The 19755-nt window shown below is 66.7% G+C and carries 18 protein-coding genes; 8 read left to right on the forward strand and 10 right to left on the reverse strand.

The annotated features are described in order from the left end of the window. The first annotated feature begins 9 nt into the window (after nucleotides 1-9). Nucleotides 10-930 (forward strand): sulfite exporter TauE/SafE family protein, encoded by a 921-nt coding sequence (locus C8J30_RS12450; protein ID WP_110806170.1) that lies wholly within the window; start codon nucleotides 10-12, stop codon nucleotides 928-930. After that, nucleotides 927-1685: a TIGR02186 family protein gene (locus tag C8J30_RS12455; RefSeq protein ID WP_110806171.1), complete on the forward strand. Its 759-nt coding sequence runs from the start codon at nucleotides 927-929 to the stop codon at nucleotides 1683-1685. Before C8J30_RS12450 ends, C8J30_RS12455 begins: the two co-directional genes overlap by 4 nt. Nucleotides 1686-1689: 4 nt before the next feature. Here the strand turns inward: C8J30_RS12455 and C8J30_RS12460 are convergent, their stop codons facing one another. The 3 genes from C8J30_RS12460 to C8J30_RS12470 all read right to left on the reverse strand — a co-directional run bounded on the left by C8J30_RS12460 (nucleotide 1690) and on the right by C8J30_RS12470 (nucleotide 5741). Next, complete coding sequence (locus C8J30_RS12460; protein WP_110806172.1) at nucleotides 1690-1926, reverse strand: Lrp/AsnC family transcriptional regulator; 237 nt, start codon at nucleotides 1924-1926, stop codon at nucleotides 1690-1692. Nucleotides 1927-1999: 73 nt separating this feature from the next. Further along, a complete protein-coding gene (locus tag C8J30_RS12465) occupies nucleotides 2000-3541 on the reverse strand; it encodes an ATP-dependent DNA helicase (RefSeq protein WP_110806173.1) in 1542 nt (513 codons plus the stop codon). Nucleotides 3542-3767: 226 nt separating this feature from the next. Continuing rightward, nucleotides 3768-5741: a protein meaA gene (locus C8J30_RS12470; RefSeq protein ID WP_110806217.1), complete on the reverse strand. Its 1974-nt coding sequence runs from the start codon at nucleotides 5739-5741 to the stop codon at nucleotides 3768-3770. A gap of 211 nt (nucleotides 5742-5952) precedes the next feature. On the opposite strand from C8J30_RS12470, the gene C8J30_RS12475 reads away from it, so the two are divergent. From C8J30_RS12475 to C8J30_RS12485, 3 genes are all read left to right on the forward strand, one after another. Continuing rightward, complete coding sequence (locus C8J30_RS12475) at nucleotides 5953-6285, forward strand: hypothetical protein (protein WP_110806174.1); 333 nt, start codon at nucleotides 5953-5955, stop codon at nucleotides 6283-6285. 185 nt (nucleotides 6286-6470) lie between these two features. Continuing rightward, entirely contained in the window at nucleotides 6471-7763 is a 1293-nt protein-coding gene (ccrA, locus tag C8J30_RS12480; protein WP_110806175.1) for a crotonyl-CoA carboxylase/reductase, read from the forward strand. A 148-nt stretch (nucleotides 7764-7911) separates the two neighbouring features. Beyond that, nucleotides 7912-9126, forward strand: coding sequence for an ROK family transcriptional regulator (locus C8J30_RS12485; RefSeq protein ID WP_110806176.1), 1215 nt, complete (start codon nucleotides 7912-7914; stop codon nucleotides 9124-9126). Here C8J30_RS12485 and C8J30_RS12490 read toward each other — a convergent pair. The 6 genes from C8J30_RS12490 to C8J30_RS12515 form a co-directional block, all read right to left on the reverse strand. Further along, nucleotides 9123-9794, reverse strand: coding sequence for a glycosyltransferase family 2 protein (locus tag C8J30_RS12490; RefSeq protein WP_110806177.1), 672 nt, complete (start codon nucleotides 9792-9794; stop codon nucleotides 9123-9125). The two genes, C8J30_RS12485 and C8J30_RS12490, sit on opposite strands and share 4 nt — an antisense overlap. Before the next feature lie 3 nt (nucleotides 9795-9797). After that, nucleotides 9798-10910, reverse strand: a complete 1113-nt coding sequence (locus C8J30_RS12495) for a ceramide glucosyltransferase (protein WP_110806178.1) — start codon at nucleotides 10908-10910, stop codon at nucleotides 9798-9800. After that, nucleotides 10907-11704 carry a UDP-2,3-diacylglucosamine diphosphatase gene (locus C8J30_RS12500; protein WP_110806179.1) on the reverse strand — a complete coding sequence of 266 codons (798 nt, stop codon included), beginning with the start codon at nucleotides 11702-11704 and terminating at the stop codon, nucleotides 10907-10909. The genes C8J30_RS12495 and C8J30_RS12500 overlap by 4 nt, the downstream gene beginning before the upstream one ends. Before the next feature lie 184 nt (nucleotides 11705-11888). Further along, nucleotides 11889-12461: a biotin transporter BioY gene (locus C8J30_RS12505; protein WP_110806180.1), complete on the reverse strand. Its 573-nt coding sequence runs from the start codon at nucleotides 12459-12461 to the stop codon at nucleotides 11889-11891. A 1-nt stretch (nucleotide 12462) separates the two neighbouring features. Then, the gene (locus tag C8J30_RS12510; protein WP_110806181.1) at nucleotides 12463-13083 is read right to left on the reverse strand and encodes an energy-coupling factor transporter transmembrane component T family protein; all 621 of its coding nucleotides are present in this window, start codon (nucleotides 13081-13083) and stop codon (nucleotides 12463-12465) included. After that, nucleotides 13077-13781: an energy-coupling factor ABC transporter ATP-binding protein gene (locus tag C8J30_RS12515; RefSeq protein WP_110806182.1), complete on the reverse strand. Its 705-nt coding sequence runs from the start codon at nucleotides 13779-13781 to the stop codon at nucleotides 13077-13079. Before C8J30_RS12515 ends, C8J30_RS12510 begins: the two co-directional genes overlap by 7 nt. A 158-nt stretch (nucleotides 13782-13939) precedes the next feature. Here C8J30_RS12515 and C8J30_RS12520 point away from each other — a divergent pair, with 158 nt between their 5' ends. Together C8J30_RS12520 and cydC are read left to right on the forward strand one after the other, a co-directional pair. Then, nucleotides 13940-15643: an ABC transporter ATP-binding protein/permease gene (locus C8J30_RS12520; protein WP_110806183.1), complete on the forward strand. Its 1704-nt coding sequence runs from the start codon at nucleotides 13940-13942 to the stop codon at nucleotides 15641-15643. Next, nucleotides 15640-17304 (forward strand): thiol reductant ABC exporter subunit CydC, encoded by a 1665-nt coding sequence (cydC, locus tag C8J30_RS12525; protein WP_110806184.1) that lies wholly within the window; start codon nucleotides 15640-15642, stop codon nucleotides 17302-17304. The genes C8J30_RS12520 and cydC overlap by 4 nt, the downstream gene beginning before the upstream one ends. A 15-nt stretch (nucleotides 17305-17319) precedes the next feature. Here the strand turns inward: cydC and C8J30_RS12530 are convergent, their stop codons facing one another. Beyond that, on the reverse strand, nucleotides 17320-18720 hold the full coding sequence (locus C8J30_RS12530) for a cytochrome P450 (RefSeq protein ID WP_110806218.1): 1401 nt from the start codon (nucleotides 18718-18720) through the stop codon (nucleotides 17320-17322). Between the two features lie 184 nt (nucleotides 18721-18904). Here C8J30_RS12530 and C8J30_RS12535 point away from each other — a divergent pair, with 184 nt between their 5' ends. Then, nucleotides 18905-19660: a Crp/Fnr family transcriptional regulator gene (locus C8J30_RS12535; protein ID WP_110806185.1), complete on the forward strand. Its 756-nt coding sequence runs from the start codon at nucleotides 18905-18907 to the stop codon at nucleotides 19658-19660. The last annotated feature ends 95 nt before the right edge of the window (nucleotides 19661-19755 follow it).

Here is a 19755-nt window from a genome sequence, read left to right on the forward strand (position 1 = left end):
CGGACGACCATGCAGATCTACCTCCCCATCGCCGAGGTATCGGTCAACATCTTCCTCTTGCTGGGTCTGGGCGGCCTCGTCGGGCTGCTTTCAGGCCTGTTCGGCGTGGGCGGCGGCTTCATCATCACGCCGCTTCTGTTCTTCATCGGCATTCCGCCCACCGTGGCGGTGGCGACGGGCGCCAATCAGGTCGTGGCCTCCTCGGTTTCGGGCGTGCTGGCGCAATTCCGGCGCAAGGCGGTCGACGTGCCGATGGGGATCGTGCTGCAGGTGGGCGGGATCCTCGGCTCCGGCCTTGGCATCGTGCTGTTCAACTGGCTGACCCGGCTTGGTCAGGTCGATCTGGCGGTGCAGCTGGCCTATGTCGTCTTTCTGGGCGGGATCGGCGCCTTGATGTTGCAGGAATCGATCCGCGCCCTGCGTCGCGCCAATCGCCCCGGGGCGGTGCGGCCCCGCGATCAAAGCCGCAAGCTGGTGCATCGGCTGCCCTTCAAGATGCGCTTTCGCACTTCGGGCCTTTATATCTCGGTCATTCCGCCGTTTCTGGTCGGCATGACGGTCGGCGTGCTGGCCGCGGTGATGGGCGTCGGTGGCGGCTTCATCATGGTGCCCGCAATGATCTACCTGCTCGGCATGCCGACCAAGGTGGTGATCGGAACCTCGCTGTTTCAGATCCTGATCGTTTCGGCCTTCACCACGCTGATGCATGCGATCACGAACCAGTCGGTCGACGTGATTCTGGCGCTTTTGCTGATCGTCGGCGGCGTGGTGGGGGCGCAGATCGGCACCCGGCTTGGCGCCCAGCTGAAGGCCGAGCAACTGCGCATCCTGCTGGCGCTGCTGGTGCTGGCGGTGGCGCTGAAACTGGGGCTTGATCTCGTGCTGCCGCCGTCCGAGTTTTACAGCCTGCAAACGGGGCGTGCCCGATGATCCTGCGCGCGCTTCTCCTGCTGATCCTCATGACCCTGCCCGCGCAGGCCGAACGGGTGGTGGCGGGCATCAGCGCCGACAACATCGGCATCACCGCCGCTTTCGACGGCTCCTCGGTGCTGATCTTCGGCGCGGTGAAACGCGACGCCCCCGAGCCGGAGGGGCAGCTGGGTGTCATCGTCACGCTGGAAGGGCCGCCACAAAAGGTCACCGTGCGGCGCAAGACGCGCGAGATGGGGATCTGGGTGAACAGCGACAAGATGGTGATCAGCTCGGTGCCGAGCTTCTATGCCGTCGCCTCGTCGGCGCCGCTCGACCGCATCCTCTCGCCCGAGACCGATGCCAAGGAACACATCTCGGTGCCCGTCGCGGTCGAAGCCTATGCCGGTCCCTTGGGCCGCAGCGATGGCCGCCCCTTTGCCGAGGCGCTGCTCCGGCTGCGCGAAACTTCGGGCGCCTATTCGGTCTCCGAACGCGCGGTGACGCTCGCGGCCGACACGCTCTTTCGCGCCGATTTCGACCTGCCCGCCAATCTGATCGAGGGCGAATACACGGCACGCATGTATTTGCTGCGCGAGGGCAAGGTGATCGATCAGACCTATGCGCCGATCAAGGTGCAACGCATCGGGCTCGAGCGGTTCACCTATGCGCTCTCGCGCGAACAGCCGCTGATCTACGGGCTGATGTCGCTGTCGCTGGCGATCTTTGCCGGTTGGGCCGCGGCGGCGGCGTTCCGGATGATCCGGAACTCCTGAGCCTTCAGAACGCCCGAAAGGTCATCGTCGTCAGGGTGCGGGCGATGCCCTCGATGCCGAACAGGTTTTCGTTCAGCCAGTGGCCGACATCGGCCTCTTCCGGGATGTAGACCTTGGCGATCAGGTCATATTCGCCCGAGGTCGAATAAAGCTCGCTCACCACCTCGCGTTCGTAGATGGCATCGGCGACGGCATAGGTCTTGCCGGGCTGACAACGGAACTGGACGAAAACGCAACGCATCGCGGGCCTCCTCGGGGTGGGGCAGAGTTCGGGTTGGCGGCAGATTAGGCGCGGACGCGGGAAAGGAAAAGCCTCACTCTTCTTCGCGTTCGAGCGTCAGCGCGGCGGCGGCACTGGGCAGATCGTCGATGCCGAGCGGGCCGGAGGGCCGCGCCAGCATCGCCTTCGTCACCCAGAGCAGCCGATGCTCGGCGCGGGTGATCGCGACATAGGCGAGCCGCTTCCACAAAGGAATGCCCGCTTCGCTGCGCCCGGTGCGGAAGGCGGCATAGATGTCGGGGGCAAAGACCTGCACATCGGGCCATTGGCTGCCCTGCGCCTTGTGGATCGTCACCGCCGCCCCGTGCAGGAAGGTCGCCCCCATCCGCGCGGCAAAGGGGATGAAGGGCTCTTCCTCGTCCGGCATCTCGATCTTGACGATCGAGGCGGCCGAGAGCCGCGGGTCTTCGGCCCCGATCACATGCAGCCGCGAAAACCCGGGCTTGCGGCCGGGGCCAAGGTAGATCACCTGCGCGCCCTTGATCAGCCCGCGGGCTTCCAGATCGATGCGCTTCTTGCGATGCTTGAGCGGCAATTCGATGCCGTCGCAGATCAAGGGCTCGCCGGGCAAGAGCGCATCGGCGGGGGCACCATGCGCGTTGCGAAACGCCTGAATGAGCCGGATGCGGGTCGCATTGCGCCAGACCAGCACGGGGGACCGCGCCATCAGATCGCTTTCCACCCGCTCGGCCCAGACCACCCGCGGATCGCGCTTGGCGGCCTGCGCCACCATCCGCTCGAAGGTGTAGAAATCAAGGCTTTCGTCGGCCAAGGCATGGGCCAGATCGAGGATCGGGTTGTCATCCGCCTGACGGTGAATGCGGTGCAGGGAATGCACCGCGGCCTCGGGCAGACGTTCGAAACTCATGTGCCCGGACTGGTTCACCGGGGCCAGCTGCGCCGGATCGCCAAACAGCACCAGCGTCGGGAAGATTTCCTTCAGATCGTCGAACTGGCGCTCATCCAGCATCGAGGCTTCATCGACAAAGCCGATGTCGAGCGGATCATCCCGCCGTTTCCAGCCCGAGATGAAATCCGAGCCGCGCAGCCCCGCCGCGGCCAGGGCGCCCGGGATCGACTTGTTCGTCTCGTAAAACGCCTTGGCGCGGTCCAGCGACAGGTCCGTCAGCCCCTCGATGCGCAACAGATCCAGATTGGGCCGCTCGCCCTGCCCCGCCAGCCATTCCGCGATGCGCTCGTATTCCGGGTGATAGACCGGGGTGTAAAGAATGCGGTGGATCGTCGTCGCGGGCACACCGCGTGAGCGCAGCACCGAGGCCGCCTTGTTCGTCGGCGCGAGGATGGCCAGCGTGCGCCGATCCTTGCGCCGCTTGCCTTCCCAATCGCCCGAGACCACCTCGACCCCGGCCGCTTCGAGCCCCTTGTAAAGCTGCGCCAGAAGCAGCGTCTTGCCCGAGCCCGCCTTGCCGATCACCGCCAGAACCGAGGGCTCGCCGCCCTCGGGCATCAAGGTGCCATCGACCAGATCAACACCCGCACGCTCCAGCGCAGAGGCGACGGCATCCCAGGCTTCGGCCTGGTCTTCGGAAAAGGTGACAGCGGCAGGAAGGCTCATGGCCGCGACCCTACACGGCGCGCCCGGCTTTCGAAAGGCGCGAAATCACCCGCGGGGGGAGCCTCCGGCGGGGATATTTGAGGCAAGATAAAGGGGGTTGGCTTCTTCTTGGGGCAAATACGCCACGGGGTGAGACGGGATCGAGCAAGCGCCCGGTGGACGCTTGCCCCGTCGAGCGGGCTGCCCCTGGCAGCCCTGGGGGGTGTGAAACCCCCGCCGCCACGGCTCAGGCCGCGACCGTCTCTGGCGTGGCCAGCGTGACGATATCCATCATGATCCGATTGAGCTCGAAATCCTTCGGCGTGTAGACCCGCGCGACGCCCATCGCCTTGAGCTTCGCCGCATCCTCGTCGGGGATGATGCCGCCAACGCAGACCGGCACATGGCCAAGCCCCGCCGCGCGCATCCGGTCCATCACCTCTTCCATCAGGGGCAGGTGCGAGCCCGACAGGATCGACAGGCCGATCACATGTGCGCCCTCGGCCACGGCCTGCGCCACGATCTGTTCGGGCGTCAGGCGGATGCCGTCATAGGTGATGTCCATGCCGCAATCACGGGCACGGAAGGCGATCTGCTCGGCGCCGTTCGAATGGCCGTCCAACCCCGGCTTGCCGACCAGGAACTTCAGCCGCCGCCCGAGCTGCGAGCTGACCGCATCGACCGCGGCGCGGATGTCATCCAGCCCCTCGGTCCGGTTCGACGGGCTGCGCGAAACGCCCGTGGGCCCACGGTATTCGCCATGCACCGCCCGCATCACGCCCGCCCATTCGCCGGTCGTCACCCCGGCCTTCGCCGCGGCGATCGAGGCCGGCATGATGTTCTTGCCCGCCGCCGCATCGGCGCGCAGCTGTTCCAGCGCCGCCGCGACAGCGGCCGCATCGCGCGCCGCGCGCCAAGCCTGCAGCCGGGCGATCTGATCCTGTTCCACCGCCGGATCGACGACCATGATCCCGCCATCCGAACCGACGAGCGGCGAGGGCTCGCCCTCGGTCCAGCGGTTCACGCCGACAATCGTGGTATTGCCGGTTTCGATATTGCCGACGCGGGCAGCGTTGCTTTCGACCAGACGCGCCTTCATGTAATCGATCGCGGCAATCGCGCCCCCCATCGCATCGAGCGTTTCCAGCTCCTGCCGCGCGCCCGCCTTCAGCGTTTCGACCTTCGCCGTCACCACCGGGTTGCCATCGAAGAGATCGCCATATTCCAGCAGGTCGGTCTCATAGGCCATGATCTGCTGCATCCTGAGCGACCATTGCTGATCCCAGGGCCGCGGCAGGCCGAGCGCCTCGTTCCAGGCGGGCAGCTGCACGGCGCGGGCGCGGGCGTTTTTCGACAGCGTCACGGCCAGCATCTCGATCAGGATCCGATAGACGTTGTTTTCCGGCTGCTGCTCGGTCAGGCCAAGGCTGTTCACCTGCACGCCATAGCGGAAGCGGCGGTATTTTTCCTCGGCGATCCCGAAGCGATCTTGGCAGATTTCATCCCAGAGCTCGGTGAAGGCGCGCATCTTGCACATCTCGGTCACAAACCGGATGCCCGCATTCACGAAGAACGAGATCCGCCCCACCATCGCCGGGAAGTCCGCCGCCGGAACCTTGCCCTTGAGGTCATCGAGCACCGCGATGCCCGTGGCCAGCGCAAAGGCCAGCTCCTGCTCCGGCGTCGCCCCCGCCTCCTGCAGGTGGTAGGAGCAGACGTTCATCGGGTTCCATTTCGGCAGGTGGCTTGCCGTATAGGCCGCGACATCGGTGATCATCGTCAGCGACGGTTTCGGCGGACAGATATAGGTGCCGCGGCTCAGGTATTCCTTCACCAGATCGTTCTGCACCGTGCCCTGCAGCTTCGAGATATCGGCGCCCTGCTCCTCGGCCACGGCGATATAAAGCGACAACAGCCACGGCGCGGGCGCGTTGATCGTCATCGAGGTGTTCATCTGCTCGAGCGGGATCTGGTCGAACAGCGCCCGCATGTCGCCCAGATGGCAGACCGGCACGCCGACCTTGCCCACCTCGCCACGCGCCAGAACGTGGTCGCTGTCATAGCCCGTCTGCGTCGGCAGATCGAAGGCGACCGAGAGACCCGTCTGACCCTTGGCCAGGTTGGTGCGGTAGAGCGCGTTCGACTTCGCGGCCGTCGAGTGACCGGCATAGGTGCGGAAGAGCCAGGGGTGATCCTTGGCGGGTTTGGTCGTCTCGGTCATGGCGGCCTCCGGCGTCGATTCTGATTTCGCAAGAATGTTGCTTTGATCGACCTGATAGGCGAAACAATGTGTCGCTGTCAATTCGCCGCAGCGCGGCGAGACGCGAGGTCCCGAAAATCTTCAAATCCTTTCAAGACGAGACTTGCCGTCGATCACGATTCTGTCATCTTTCAGACTATGGCCCCGAGGCCATGCACATTGGGGGAAGGACATGTCGAAGAGAAGGATTGTTGCCGCGCTGGCCGTGATCGCCACGCTGGGTTCGATTGCCTCGCCGGTTTGGGCGCTCAACCGTCATGTCACCATCGTGAACAACACGGGATACACGATGGTGAAGTTCTACGGTTCCAACACGGGGACGGACAACTGGGAAGAAGACATTCTGGGCAATGATGTTCTGCCCTCGGGATCGTCGGTGGACATCAACTTCAACGATCAATCCGGTTACTGCAAATTCGACTTCAAGGCAGTTTTCGAGGACGGCGACGAGCTGGTGCGCCAGAACGTCAATGTCTGCGAGGTCGGGACTTTTACCTACAACTGACCCCCGGGACTTCCCTTGCAGGCCGCGCCCGTCCGGCGCGGCTTGCTGTTTCAAAAATGCTGCACCTGCAGGGTCATAAAATTACAAAAACCTAACGTCACTCATTGCATTGTTGCTTTGCAAAGTTTATTTCACTCCTCGAAGCCCGCGTCGATTCTGCAACGCGGCGAAAACAGGAGACGCTGATGGCCCTCGATCAGAACACCGGCATTGCCCCCTATGAGGCCCCCGAAAAAGACCTTTACGAAATCGGCGAGATGCCGCCCTTGGGCTATGTGCCGAAGAACATGTACGCCTGGGCGATCCGCCGCGAGCGTCACGGCGAACCCGAGCAGTCGTTCCAGGTCGAGGTCGTGCCGACCTGGGAAATCGACAGCCATGAAGTGCTGGTTCTGGTGATGGCCGCAGGCGTCAACTACAACGGCGTCTGGGCGGGCCTTGGCGTGCCGGTCTCGCCGTTTGACGGTCACAAGCAGCCCTATCACATCGCCGGGTCGGACGCCTCGGGGATCGTCTGGAAGGTCGGCTCCAAGGTCAAGGGCTGGAAGGTCGGCGACGAGGTGGTGATCCACTGCAACCAGGACGACGGTGACGACGAGGAATGCAACGGCGGCGACCCGATGTTCTCGCCCAGCCAGCGGATCTGGGGCTACGAGACGAACGACGGCAGCTTCGCGCAGTTCACCCGCGTGCAGGCGCAGCAGCTGATGCGGCGCCCGCAGCACCTGACCTGGGAAGAATCGGCCTGCTACACGCTGACGCTCGCCACCGCCTACCGCATGCTCTTCGGCCACCCGCCGCATGACCTGCAACCGGGTCAGAACGTTCTGGTCTGGGGCGCCTCGGGGGGCTTGGGCAGCTTCGCGATCCAGCTGATCAACGCGGCGGGCGGCAACGCCATCGGCGTGATCTCGGACGAGGACAAGCGCGATTTCGTCATGGGGCTGGGCGCCAAAGGCGTGATCAACCGCAAGGACTTCAAGTGCTGGGGCCAGCTGCCCAAGGTGAACTCGGAAGAGTACAACACCTGGCTGAAGGAAGCGCGCAAGTTCGGCAAGGCGATCTGGGACATCACCGGCAAGGGCGTGAACGTCGACATGGTGTTCGAGCATCCCGGCGAAGCGACCTTCCCGGTCAGCTCGCTCGTGTGCAAGAAGGGCGGCATGGTCGTGATCTGCGCCGGCACCTCGGGCTTCAACTGCACCTTCGACGTGCGCTACATGTGGATGCACCAGAAGCGTCTGCAGGGCTCGCACTTCGCGCATCTGAAGCAGGCGGCGTCCGCGAACCGGCTGATGCTGGAACGTCGGCTTGACCCCTGCATGTCCGAGGTCTTCCCCTGGGCCGAGATCCCGAAGGCGCATACCAAGATGCTGCGCAACCAGCACAAGCCGGGCAACATGGCCGTGCTGGTGCAGGCGCCCACGACCGGGCTGCGCACGTTTGAGGACGCGCTCGAAGCCGGGCCGAAAGCGTAACGCACCTGCCGACCCCTCCGCACCCCGCGCCTTCGGGCGCGGGTTTTGCATGTCGGCCATGCGTTAAATCAACATAGTTGAGTTATTCCTTGACCCGCGCCGTCCTCCGCGTCATGCTCAGGCGAAGTGGGGGGCGATCGTGCAACGGATGGTCAGGGAAGAGACGGACGGCGCAGGTGCCAAGATCGGCACCGACCATTCCGCGATGCGCGCCCGCAACGAGCGGCTGGTGCTGTCGCTGATCCGCCGCCACGGGGCCTTGGCGAAATCCGAAATCGCGCGGCTGACCGGGCTTTCGGCGCAGACCGTTTCGGTGATCATGCGCGGGCTCGAGGCCGCCGGGCTTCTGACCCGGCAGGCCCCGGTACGCGGCAAGGTCGGCCAACCGACGGTGCCGATGTCGCTGGCGCCCGAGGGGGCGCTGTTTCTGGGCCTCAAGGTCGGGCGGCGCCGGACCGAGATGGTTCTGATCGATTTCGTCGGTCAGGTCCGCGGCGCGCGGGTGATGCGGCATGATTTTCCCAGCCCCGATGGCGTGATCGACTTTGCCCGGCGTTCGGTGGCCGAGCTGACCGCGCCGCTGCCCGAGGACTTGTTGAAGCGCATTCAAGGGCTTGGCATCGGCCTGCCGTTCCAGCTCTGGGATTGGGCGGCGTCGCTTGGTCTGGCCGCGGATGCGATGGACGACTGGCGCCACCGCGACATCCGGGCCGAGCTTGCCCCCGAGATGCCTTGGCCGGTGCTGTTGGAAAACGATGCCTCGGCCGCCTGCAATGCCGAATTGGTCTTCGGCAAGGGCAGCCTGCCGAAGGATTTCGTCTATGCCTTCCTTGGCTTTTTCGTTGGCGGCGGGCTGGTGCTGAGCGGCTCGATGTTTGCCGGGCACAGTGGCAATGCGGGCGCCTTGGCCTCGACGCCGGTGCCCGACGGGCAGGGCGGCTCGCGGCAGCTGGTCGAGGTGGCCTCGCTTTCGGCGCTGGAACGGGCGCTGGCGGCGCGCGGGCAGAACGGGGCCTTCCTGTGGGAATCCGCGCCGGATTGGGAATTGGACGAGGAGATCGTTGCGCCGTGGCTGGCCGAGGCGGCAAAGGGCCTCGCCCATGTCGCGGCCTCGGCCGGGGCGCTCTGTGATCTGCAGGCGATGGTGATCGACGGCTGGCTGCCAGACCGGCTGCGCACGCGGCTGATCGCGGCGATCGAGGTGGAACTGGATCACATCGACCTGTCGGGAATGGCGCGTCCGCGGATCATGGCGGGAACGGCAGGACCGCAGGCGCGGTCGCTTGGCGCCGCCAGCCTGCCGCTCTCGGCGAAGTTCCTGGTCGAATTCGCCTCACTGCCCGACGTGCCGGACCGCGACTAGGCGGCAAGGCCCCGCATCGCCACGATCTGCCCGACCGCGCGGTGCAGCGGCACGGTGCGGAACATGTCGGCGAGCATCCGCAGATCGGCCAGAACGCCTGCCAGACGGCCGCGTTTCGCACCCTTCCAGGGGCTTGCCACCTCGGGCCAGCGCACGATCGCAATCCGCGCCCGGGCCGCGATCAGACGGCGATTGAGGTGCATTTCAAGCCCGAAGCGCGGCAACGCCCGCAGCGCCTGCGGCTGACCGATCAGCCCGCGGCGTAGCACCCGCTCGCCCGAGATGTAGTCAAGCCCGATCAGTCGCCACGGCAAAGGGGCATTCCCCCGCAGCGAGATCGCCACATCGGCCTGACCCGATCGAACCGGCGCGATCAGATCCGAGATCGCCTCGGGCGCAAGGCCCAGAAGATCGCTGTCCAGCAGCAGGATCAGCTCGTGACGCGCGGCCTCGATGCCGACCGACACGGCCCAGCTTTTGCCCCGGTTCGGGCTTTGCCGGATCAGCCGGAGACCGGGCACCAGCGCCGCCACCTCGGCGGTGCCGTCGCTCGATCCGTCATCGACCACGATCACCTCGTCGATCAGCGGATGGCCGATCACGGTTTGCAGCACGGCGGCGATGCGGGGAGCCTCGTTATAGGCCGGAATGATGCAGGACACGCCCATGACTTACGCCTTCGCCTCCTGCGTCGGCGCCAGCGCATTGCCGCGCCATTCGAACCCGCGCGCGCGCCAGGTGGCGACCCAGAGCGGCGCCAGCAGCAGATCACGCAGCACCATCGCGGCAATGTCGATCCGCCGCGCGGGCCAGCCCGCGACACGGTTCATCGCCACCTCGACCCCGTACCAGAGCGCGAAGAAGGGCAGCGCCAGCGCCGCCGTCCAGAGGCCGAGCATCGGGATCAGCGCGGCCAGCGGCACGAAGGGCCCGAGCAGGATTTCGGCGGCAAAGAGCAGCGGAAAGCCGTCGCGGCGCACCCGCGCCCAGCGCAACTGCCGCTTCCAGACCGACAGGAAGCCGCGCGCCCCGATCGGCTGGGTAAAGGCCCGCCGCGTCAGCCGCACCTTCAGCCCCTGCGCCCGCACCGCCTTGGTCGAGGCCACATCCTCGGCCAGATCGCGGCCGAGCGCCACCAGACCGCCCGCATTCTCCAGCACCTCGCGCCGCCAAGCGAGCGTCTTGCCCTGCGCGAAGCCGTTGCCCAGACTGTCCGAGGCCAGTTGCCAGCGGTCCTGAAAGCCGTCGAGGAAGGCGCATTCGAGCGCGGCCCACAGCCCCTCGGCGCGGATGCCGACCGGGGGCGAGGTGACAAGACCGGTATCGGGGCGGAAGGTGGCGAGGATCTGCTCGATATAATCGCGCGGCAGCAGCAGGTTCGAATCCGCCATCGCGACGATCTCGCCCTTCGACGCCTTCCAGCCCTTTTCCAGATTGTTGAGCTTCGGATTGCCAGTGATCCGGTCCTCGCCGATCAAGAGTTGCGCCCGCGCTTGCGGGTATTCGGCGATCAGACCGCGCAGAAGCGTCACCGCCGGGTCGTCTTCAAGTGCCGCACAAAAGATGATCTCGAGGTTCGGGTAACTCAGCTCAAAAGACGAGCGCAGCGTTTCCGCGTCATGGGTGTCGAGCCCGCAGACCGGCCGCAGAAGCGTCACCAGCGGCGGATTGGCGGGCAGCAGAACCGGCGCCGGGCCGCGATAGCGCCACGCCGTCAGCGCGGCGGTCGAGACATGCAGGGCAGCGGCAAGTCCGGCAAACCCGGCCAGCGTTTCGGCGATCATGCTTCGACCTCCCCCATCAGACCTTGGCGGGCCGGAACGGCTTCCACCTCGGCGCGCCATTCGACAAGTTGGAGAGCGCCGTCGAAGGTTTCAACCAGCGCCGTCCGGCTGTCGACCCAATCGCCGCAATTCGCATAGGTGATCGGGCCGCTCTGCCGCAGTGCCGCCTTGTGGAAGTGACCGCAAATCACCCCTTCGTGCCCGGTCGTGATCGCCATCGTCGCCAGACGCTTCTCGAAGCCGTTGCCGACCATCATCAAGGCGTTGACGCCACAGATCGCCCATTCGAAAATCCCCCGCTTCGCCGAGGGCCGCAGGCCGCGCAACGCGTGATCAACCGCGCGCAGGGCGGCATCGAGCCGGGAGCCGATCCGGGTCATGATGTGGAAGCGGAAGATCCGCGCATCGACCTGATCGCCATGCAGGACAAGGTAGCGGGTGCCGTCCGCGGCAATGTGGGTCAGGCTGTCGGTCAGCTCGAAACATTCGTAACGGTCGCCCTCGATCTCGCGCAGGGGGGCGTCGTGATTGCCGGGCAGATAGACGACGCGGGTGCCGGACCGGGCGCGGGCGCTCAGATCGCTCCAGATCGCATCCTGCGCCGCGCCCCAGTGCAGCTTGCCCGGGTGCCAGACATCCAGAATGTCGCCGACCAGATAGATCGTCTCGGCGTCGACGCCGGTCAGGAAATCGAGGATCTCCGCCGCGCGACACCCCCTTGCGCCCAGATGCAGATCAGACAGGAACAGACTGCGGTAACGGCGGCGCGGACGGGTGGCGGAAGCGTCGAACATGATCAAACCCCGTTGTCGATGCAGTTGAAGTATCAACAGTCGGGAGCGACGCTTCCGTTGCAGCTTCACGAAGATTTCATGACGCTTCGCCGCAATGCAGCGTCAGGCTGTCGCAGCCTTGGGCGGCAGGCATGAAAAAGCCCGAAGCGCAGGCCCGCTTCGGGCTTTTCGAAGTCTTGCAAGCTCAGGCGCGGGCGAGCAGCGCCGAGGGGCGGTATTGCGCGATGGTGCGGGTGACGAACGCGGTCACCACGACCTTGATCATGTCGCCCGGGATGAAGGGGGCCATGATCAGCGTCGCGGCCGAGAGGCTCATCGGCGCGTCTTCGGGTTTCAGGCCCGCGTTCTTCACCAGCCAGAAGCCGACAATGCCGAGCGCATACATCACGACGATGCCCCCGAGCGTCGCGCCGATCCCGGCGGCAAGGGCGACCGGAACGCGGCGCAGGCGCTCGACGATCAGGCCGGTGACGAAGGCGGCCGGAAGCCAGCCGATCAGGAAGCCCGCGGTCGGGCCGACGAAGATGCCAAGGCCACCGCGGCCGCCCGCCAGCACCGGCAGGCCGATCGCGACCAGCGCCTGCACCAGAAGCACCGCCAGCGCCCCGCGCCAGCTGCCCAGAACGGCCCCCGCCAGCATCACGCCGAGCGATTGCAGCGTGATCGGCACGCCGAAGCCGAGCGGAATGGCAGGCACGAAGCCCAGCGCCACGATCAGCGCGGCGAACAGCCCGATAAGGGTCACATTACGTTCCAAGTCAGTCTCTCCCCCTGTGCGGCAGGGCCAATCCACCGCGTGCGCGCAGTGCATCGGCCATATGATCTGCATCGTCAAGCAGCGAAAACGTCAACGGCGCAAGGAGTTTCGTGCGGGGTTTGCGGGCGGAGCGGGCCATCCAGGCCTCGGTCAGGGTGTCGTAGCGCGCGCGCAGAACCGGCACGAAGCGGATCACCAGAGCCACGGAAATCGCCGGGACACGCGGGGAAATGCCAAACTTCGCAAGCGGTTGGGCAAGGCGTTCGATCAGGGCAACGATCTCGGGCAGGGGCGTCGTCAGGGTCACCACATTGGCCAGCCCGACCATCGCGAAGACCCGCAGACCGAACAGGACCCCCAGACGAAAGTCGCCCTGCAGCGTGTCCCAGATCAGGATCACCGCCACGATCCAGACCAGCGGCCGCAGCGTCACAAGGCTTTGCGCCATCGCGCGACGCCCCAGGCTGGCGGTCAGCGCCAGCGCGATCAGCACCGCCGCCCCCTGCCCCGCAAGAGTGCCGATCTGCATCAACCCGATCATCGCAAGGGTCAGAAGACCGAATTTCAGCGCAGCGGGCAGGCGATGCGCCCAGGTCCGATAGGGCAGCGCGAGGCTCAGCATGCCGCGTCCCGCGCCAGCGCCTCCATCGCCGCGATGTAGCGCGGCAGAACCTCGGCGGGCGGGCCATCGGCCTCGATCCGGCCCGCTTCCAGCCACAGGATGCGGTCAAAGCCGGTCAGCCGCGCCGGATCATGCGTCACCAGAACGACATGCTGCGCCAGCGCCGCGATCCGCGCCTCGATCGCCAGCGCGGTCGGCAAATCGAGCGAATTGAACGGCTCGTCGAACAGGATCCAGTCCGGCTCCATCGCGAGGATCGACATCAGGCAGACCAGCTGGCGTTGCCCCTGCGACAGCGTATGGCAGAGCCGATCCGCCCAGTCCGACCGCCCCTGCGCCGCCAGAACGGCCTCGGCCCGGCGCAGCGCCTCGGCGCGCTTCAGGCCCTTCTGTTCCAGACCGAAGGCGATCTCGTCGCGCACCACCGGAAAGATGATCTGGTGATCGGGGTTCTGAAACAGCAGACCGACCGTCGCCAGCGCCCCGGTGCGATCCTTCGCGACCTCGATGCCGTTCACCCGGACCTGCCCGCGCTGCGGCGCCACAAGCCCGGTGATCAGCCGGATCAGCGAGGATTTGCCCGCGCCGTTGCGCCCGACAACCCCGATGCGCCGCTCGGTCAGGCGCAGGGTCAGATCAGGAAAGATCCTTGCCCCGTCCCGTTCCAGCGTCACATGTCCGATATCGATTGCGTGCATCGTCGCCTCCGGCGTCTGCCTTGCCCGCTTGGCTCCGCAAGGTCAACCGCGAAGCGGTGGCGATTGCGCGGCGGCGGTGTTAAGGCTGGCGTCGGTGGGCGGAATCATGTCGCCGATCCTGACCCATCGCCGCGAAAAGGCCCAAGATTGAAGGCTCGATGACCGAAACCTGTCTGTCACCCGCTGAAGCCAAGGCCGAATTGGCCCGTCTGACCGCTCCGGTCTCGAAGCAACTGCGCTCGGCCGGGATGCTGGCCGCCCTGTCCGAGATGCTCTGGGCCGCGCAGGCCGCGCTGGTCGCCACCGCCCTTGGCGGTTTGGTGGCCCCGCCCGCCAGCCTTTCGGTGCCGCAGGCCGCAATCGGATTCGTCTTCGTGATGCTGCTGCGGGCCGCGCTTGATGCCGCCGCGCAGGCCCGCGCCAACCGCGCCGCGACGACGCTTGTGGCCAGCGAACGGGCGCAACTGCTGACCGAGGCCGCGCGTCTTGATGCCCGCGCCACCGGCATGGCCCCCGCCGAACTCGCCAGCCTTGCGGGCGAGAAGCTGGCGCTGCTCGGTCCCTATGTGTCGCGCTTCACCCCGGCGATGACGCGCTCGCGCATCGTGCCGCTCGTGTTTCTGGCGCTGGTCGCGCCGCTGAGCTGGGTCGTCGCGCTGATCTTCATGATCGCCGGGCCGCTGATCCCGGTCTTCATGGCGCTGATCGGGATGGCGGCGCAACAGGCCTCGGAACGGCAGATGGCGCATATGGGCACGCTGAACGGCACGCTGGCCGACCGCATCGCCGCCAGCGCCGATCTGCGGCTGCTGGGCGCCGAGGCCCGGGCCGGACGCGAACTGTCGATCGTGTTTCACATCCTGCGCGCGCGCACGATGAAGGTGCTGACGGTCGCCTTCCTGTCCTCGACCGTGCTGGAACTCTTTTCCGCGCTCGGCGTCGCGCTGGTCGCGGTTTATGTCGGCTTCAACCTGCTTGGAGAGATCACCTGGGGCTCCTGGGGCGGGCAGCTGCACCCGGCGAGCGGGATTTTCCTTTTGATGCTGGCGCCGAACATGTTCCAGCCGATGCGCGATCTGGCCGCCGCCTGGCATGACCGGGCCTCGGCCTTTGCCGTTGCGGGCGAACTCAAGGCCGCCAAGGCGATGCTGTCGGAAGAAGGTCAGATCATGGGCTCGGGCGCCGCTGCGACGGCGCTGCCGCCTGCGGCGCTCAGCTGGCACGGTCTGGCGCTGCGCCCGGGCCCCGGCGCCGCGCCGATTTCCCTGCCCGACGGGCAGGTGGCCCCGGGCGAGGCCGTGGCCATTTCCGGGCCTTCGGGCGCGGGCAAGACCACCCTTATTGCCGCTCTGGCCGGGCTGATCCGCCCCGATGCGGGCGAGATCCGCTGGGGCGAGACGGCTCTGGCCGAAGACAGCGCCGATGCGATCCGCGCCGGGCTCGGCTGGCTGCCGCAGGCGCCGCAATTCATCGCCGCGCCCTTGTCCGAAGCCATCACGCTTGGCCGTCCGGGCGATCTGGCCGCGGCGCTGAAGGCCGCCCATGCCGAGGAAATCATTGCCGCCCTGCCCGAAGGCTTGGCGACGCCGCTCGGCGATATCGGCGGCGGCGTCTCGGGGGGCGAGGCGCGGCGGCTGATGCTGGCCCGTGCCCACCACGCGCAGGCGCATCTGATCCTGGCCGACGAGCCGACCGCCGACCTTGATGCCGAAACCGCGCAGCTGGTGCTGGCCGGGCTGATGGCGCTGCGCGATGGCGGCGCGGCGCTTTTGATTGCCAGCCATGATCCCACGGTGATCGCCGCGATGGATAGGGTGATCGCCCTTGAAGGCAATGGCCATGATGCGGAGGACCGGACATGATCGCGCTTTTCCGTCTGGCCCGTCGCCTGTCAGAAACGGACCGCACCGCCTTCCTCCGCGGCCTTGCGCTGATGGTCACCGTGCTGGTCATGGGCGTTGCCCTGCTCGGCCTGTCGGGCTGGTTCGTCACCGCCGCGGCGGCGGCCGGGGTGGCCGGGGTCGGGGTCGGCTTCGACTTCTTCCGCCCTTCGGCCGGGGTCCGGTTTCTGGCGCTTGGCCGCGCGATGGCACGCTATGGCGAGCGCCTGCTGACGCATGACGCCACGCTGCGCGCGCTGGCCGGGATGCGCAGTGCCGTCTATGCCGGGATCACCCGGCTGCCGCATGAGGTGCAATCGCGCCTGCGCGGGGCCGAGGCGCTGAACCGCATCACCTCGGACATCGACGCGCTTGATGGGCTGATGCTGCGCCTTGTGCTGCCGATCAGCGCCGCGCTGGCCGGTCTGGCCGCGGGCACGCTGGCGGTCTGGTTCCTTGTGACCCCCGCCGCCGCGATCGCGCTGGCGCTGATCTATGCGCTTGGCGGCACGCTGATCCTTGCGGTCACCGCCCGCATCGCCCATCGCCCGGCCGCCGCGGCCGAGGCCGGGCTGCAATCCTTGCGCGCCGCCAGCCTCGATCTGATGCGCAACCGCGCCGATCTGGCCGTGGCCGGGGCGCTCGATCGTCTGACCGGTGTGGCGCTTGAGGCGGTGAATGCCGAGGAAACCGCCCGCAATCGTCTCGACGATATCGAGCGGCAATCCTCCTCGGCACTGTCGCTGACCGTCGGTCTGGCCGCCGCGGCGACGCTTTATCTGGGCGGCACCGCGGCCGAGGCCGGGTTGATCTCGCCCGCCCGCGCCGCCATCGGTTTCTTCGTGGCGCTGGCGCTGGCCGAAAGCCTTGGCGCACTGCGCCGCGGTCTGGCGGAATGGGGCCGGATGCAGGGCGCGGCCGAGCGGGTTCTGCGCCTGACCGACACGCCGCCGCGGCCCGAACCGGCCGTCGTGCCGCTGCCTTTGCCCGAAAAGCCGCTGCTGAACGTCACCGATCTGCGCCATCGCCGCGCGGGGGCGCAGCGCGACAGCTTCGGGCCGGTCTCCTTCACCCTCGCCCGGGCCGAGACGCTGCTGATCACCGGGCCGTCGGGCGTCGGCAAATCGACCCTGCTCGCCACGCTGGCCGGTCTGACCGCGCCCGTTTCGGGGCAGATCCTGCTTTCAGGCGTGCCTTTGGCGGATTGGTCGGAGGAACTCTTGCGCTCGTGGCTGACGCTGGTGCCACAACGCTCGGCGCTGATGGCGGGCACCGTGGCCGAGAACCTGTCGCTGGCCCTGCCCGAGGGGCAGCCGCTGGACGAAGACCTGCTCTGGAAGGTGCTCGAGGCTGTCGATCTGGCCAGCACGTTGCGCGCCCGCGAAGGGCTTGCGACGCAGCTTGGCCCGCATGGCTCGGGCCTGTCGGGCGGTCAGGCGAAGCGGCTGGCGCTGGCGCGCGCCGTTCTGCGCCGTCCGAAGGTGCTGATGCTGGATGAACCGACCGAGGGGCTGGATGCGCCGACGGCCAAGGCGACGCTGGCGGGCATCCGCGCGCTTCTGCCCGACACCGGGATCATCTTCGTCAGCCACCGCAGCCCCGATGCCGATCTGGCCGACCGGGTGCTGCATCTGGCGGAATGAACGGCCTCCCCCGGATCAGCTCCGGGGGGTCAGTTTCAGCTTGATCCCGGCATCCGAACGCACGGTCAGATGCGCGACCGGCATCGGCACCTCGCCCGCGACGGGTTCGAAGCGGAAGGCACGCAGGAACATCGACAGGATGAGCGGCCCTTCGGCCATCGCAAAAGCCGCGCCCGGGCAGACCCGCGGTCCTTCCGAAAACGGCACATAGGCGTCACGCAAGCCGATCTTGCCGTTCTCGGTCTCCCAGCGGCCGGGATCGAAAGCATCCGGGTTGTCCCAGATCCGCTCGTGCCGATGCAGGTGCCACGGGCTGACGATGATCTGCGCCCCCTTCTTCACCTTGCGGCCGCGGAAGCTCATCGGGCAGGCGGCCTCGCGCACGAACATCGGCACCGGCGGGTAAAGCCGCATCGATTCGCGGAACACCGCCCGCGACAGCTTCAGCCGGTTGAGGGTCGAGAACACCGGAATGTCGTCGCCCAGCACCTCGGTCGCTTCCGCGGCCAGTTTCTCCTGCCAGTCGGGATGGGTGGCGAGCAGGTACAGCGACCAGGCCAGCGCCGCGGCCGAGGTCTCGTGCCCGGCGAGGAAAAAGATCGCCACCTGATCGACCATTTCTTCGGTCTCGAAGACATGGCCGGTTTCCGGGTCGGGCGTCGTCATGATCTTCGTCGCCAGATCGTCGGGCGCGATGCCGTTCTCGATCTCGTTCGCCCGCATCGTCGCCAGCTTTCGGATCAGCGCCCGGATCGCCTGCGCCGTGGCGACCGTCTGTTTCGAATGGAACGAGGGGAACCATTTCGGGAAGGGCAGGATCGCGGCCAGGTTCGCCACCGGATGCGCGGCCTGATGGGCGCGGAAGCCCTCGAAGGCGGCTTGCGCGATCTCGTGCTCGATCGGCATCGAGAACATCGTGCGGAAGATCACATCCATCGCCACATGGCTGGTTTCCGCCTCGATTTCCAAGGGCTTGCCATCGGCCTTGGCCTGCAGCCGCGCGACCGCGGCGACGCCGCTGTCCCACATCGCCGGGAAAACCTCGCGCAGACGGCCGCCCTCGAAGGCGGGGTCGATGATGCGGCGTTGATGCTCCCAAAGCGCGCCGTTGGTGATGAAGACAGAGTCACGCAGAAGCGGTTTCAGACCGAAGCGGATGCGTTCGGATTTCGGGAAGTCATGCGGCGAGCCCCGCAGCACCCGGTGCACCAGATCCGGTTCGTTGCACAGAAACGACCGGAAGAACGGCGTCTTCATCTCGGCCATCCAGGCGCGGTAAAGATGCGCGGGCTGCGCCGACAGAATGTCGCGCTGAAACAGCCGAAGGTATTCCCGCAGTGACACCTTGCCCTGACGCGCGGCCGGTTTCGGCGGCAGACCTGTCCCCTGCGGAGCGGTTGCGGTTTCATCTCTCATCGGCTCGCTCCGGTGCTGCAAGGTCATCGCTCGGATATCGAAAGGCAATTTGCGCTTGTCAGTGACGGCTATCACAGGTTTTTGCCCCTGTCCGCAAAGTGATACCATGGGTCGCACTCGCCCGGGCAGCGAAACGGGAGTAAAGTCGTCGGAAATCCAACCGGCGCAAAGGCCGCGTATTTCGATGCTTGACGCCCTTGATCCCCCGACGCACCCCTGCGGGAAGTGCCTCTTCTACGAAAAGAGCCTGTGGAATCCCGTGGGGATCGGCGGCGTGTCGGTCTTGGCCTGCGGCTTTTCCCGCCGCGAGATCGCCGCGGGCGAAGTGCTGTTCGAACAGGGCAGCCGCAACAAGGGCGTGTTCTGCGTCTCGAAGGGGCTGATCGCGCTGCGCAGCCACAACCCGGACGGCTCCTCGACGCTGATGCGCCTTGCCTATCCGGGCGAGATCGTCGGCTTCCGCTCCTTCCTGAGCCACGGCGAACACCAGACCGAGGCCCGGGCGCTGATGCCCGCGCGGGTCTGCACCGTCGCGCGCGGCAGCGCCGAGAAACTTCTGCGCAGCCATCCCGCGATCATGGAGCGGCTGATGGTGCGGGCCGTGGCCGAGATCGACCGCAGCCATGCGCGGATCATCGCCGCCGCGACGACCTCGAACAAGGACCGGCTGGAAGAGCTGCTGACCTGGCTGATGGCCCGGCATGGCACGCGCACTGGGGCGGAGTTGCGGATGCAGCTGCCGATGACGCGCTCGGATCTGGCCGATCTGATCGGCGTGCAGCGCGAGACGATGTCGCGTTTGATCAAGCGTCTGGAAGAAGATGGCGAGTTCCGGTTCTCGGGGCGCGAGGTCTGCATGCGGGCCGGTGCGGATGTGATGGCCGAGTGCAGCGCCGAAGAACGCGCCGAGGTGGAGCTTCTGGTGCAGCGTCTGCGCTAGGCCGAACGATGCAACGCACAGTTGCGCCGACTCGATAAAATTCGAAGGAAAACGATCCGGATTAGCGTTTCGGTAAGCTGCCGCCCGTAGCTTTC

Source organism: Rhodobacter viridis (assembly GCF_003217355.1).
Classification (GTDB): Bacteria; Pseudomonadota; Alphaproteobacteria; order Rhodobacterales; family Rhodobacteraceae; genus Rhodobacter; species Rhodobacter viridis.

What these genes read in the sequence shown, in the direction of transcription:
- C8J30_RS12450 (WP_110806170.1), top strand. Translation starts at nt 10, where the DNA reads ATGCAGATCTACCTCCCCATCGCCGAGGTATCGGTCAACATCTTCCTC.
- C8J30_RS12455 (WP_110806171.1), top strand. Translation starts at nt 927, where the DNA reads ATGATCCTGCGCGCGCTTCTCCTGCTGATCCTCATGACCCTGCCCGCG.
- C8J30_RS12460 (WP_110806172.1), bottom strand. Translation starts at nt 1,926, where the DNA reads ATGCGTTGCGTTTTCGTCCAGTTCCGTTGTCAGCCCGGCAAGACCTAT.
- C8J30_RS12465 (WP_110806173.1), bottom strand. Translation starts at nt 3,541, where the DNA reads ATGAGCCTTCCTGCCGCTGTCACCTTTTCCGAAGACCAGGCCGAAGCC.
- C8J30_RS12470 (WP_110806217.1), bottom strand. Translation starts at nt 5,741, where the DNA reads ATGACCGAGACGACCAAACCCGCCAAGGATCACCCCTGGCTCTTCCGC.
- C8J30_RS12475 (WP_110806174.1), top strand. Translation starts at nt 5,953, where the DNA reads ATGTCGAAGAGAAGGATTGTTGCCGCGCTGGCCGTGATCGCCACGCTG.
- ccrA (WP_110806175.1), top strand. Translation starts at nt 6,471, where the DNA reads ATGGCCCTCGATCAGAACACCGGCATTGCCCCCTATGAGGCCCCCGAA.
- C8J30_RS12485 (WP_110806176.1), top strand. Translation starts at nt 7,912, where the DNA reads ATGGTCAGGGAAGAGACGGACGGCGCAGGTGCCAAGATCGGCACCGAC.
- C8J30_RS12490 (WP_110806177.1), bottom strand. Translation starts at nt 9,794, where the DNA reads ATGGGCGTGTCCTGCATCATTCCGGCCTATAACGAGGCTCCCCGCATC.
- C8J30_RS12495 (WP_110806178.1), bottom strand. Translation starts at nt 10,910, where the DNA reads ATGATCGCCGAAACGCTGGCCGGGTTTGCCGGACTTGCCGCTGCCCTG.
- C8J30_RS12500 (WP_110806179.1), bottom strand. Translation starts at nt 11,704, where the DNA reads ATGTTCGACGCTTCCGCCACCCGTCCGCGCCGCCGTTACCGCAGTCTG.
- C8J30_RS12510 (WP_110806181.1), bottom strand. Translation starts at nt 13,083, where the DNA reads ATGCTGAGCCTCGCGCTGCCCTATCGGACCTGGGCGCATCGCCTGCCC.
- C8J30_RS12515 (WP_110806182.1), bottom strand. Translation starts at nt 13,781, where the DNA reads ATGCACGCAATCGATATCGGACATGTGACGCTGGAACGGGACGGGGCA.
- C8J30_RS12520 (WP_110806183.1), top strand. Translation starts at nt 13,940, where the DNA reads ATGACCGAAACCTGTCTGTCACCCGCTGAAGCCAAGGCCGAATTGGCC.
- cydC (WP_110806184.1), top strand. Translation starts at nt 15,640, where the DNA reads ATGATCGCGCTTTTCCGTCTGGCCCGTCGCCTGTCAGAAACGGACCGC.
- C8J30_RS12530 (WP_110806218.1), bottom strand. Translation starts at nt 18,720, where the DNA reads ATGAGAGATGAAACCGCAACCGCTCCGCAGGGGACAGGTCTGCCGCCG.
- C8J30_RS12535 (WP_110806185.1), top strand. Translation starts at nt 18,905, where the DNA reads ATGCTTGACGCCCTTGATCCCCCGACGCACCCCTGCGGGAAGTGCCTC.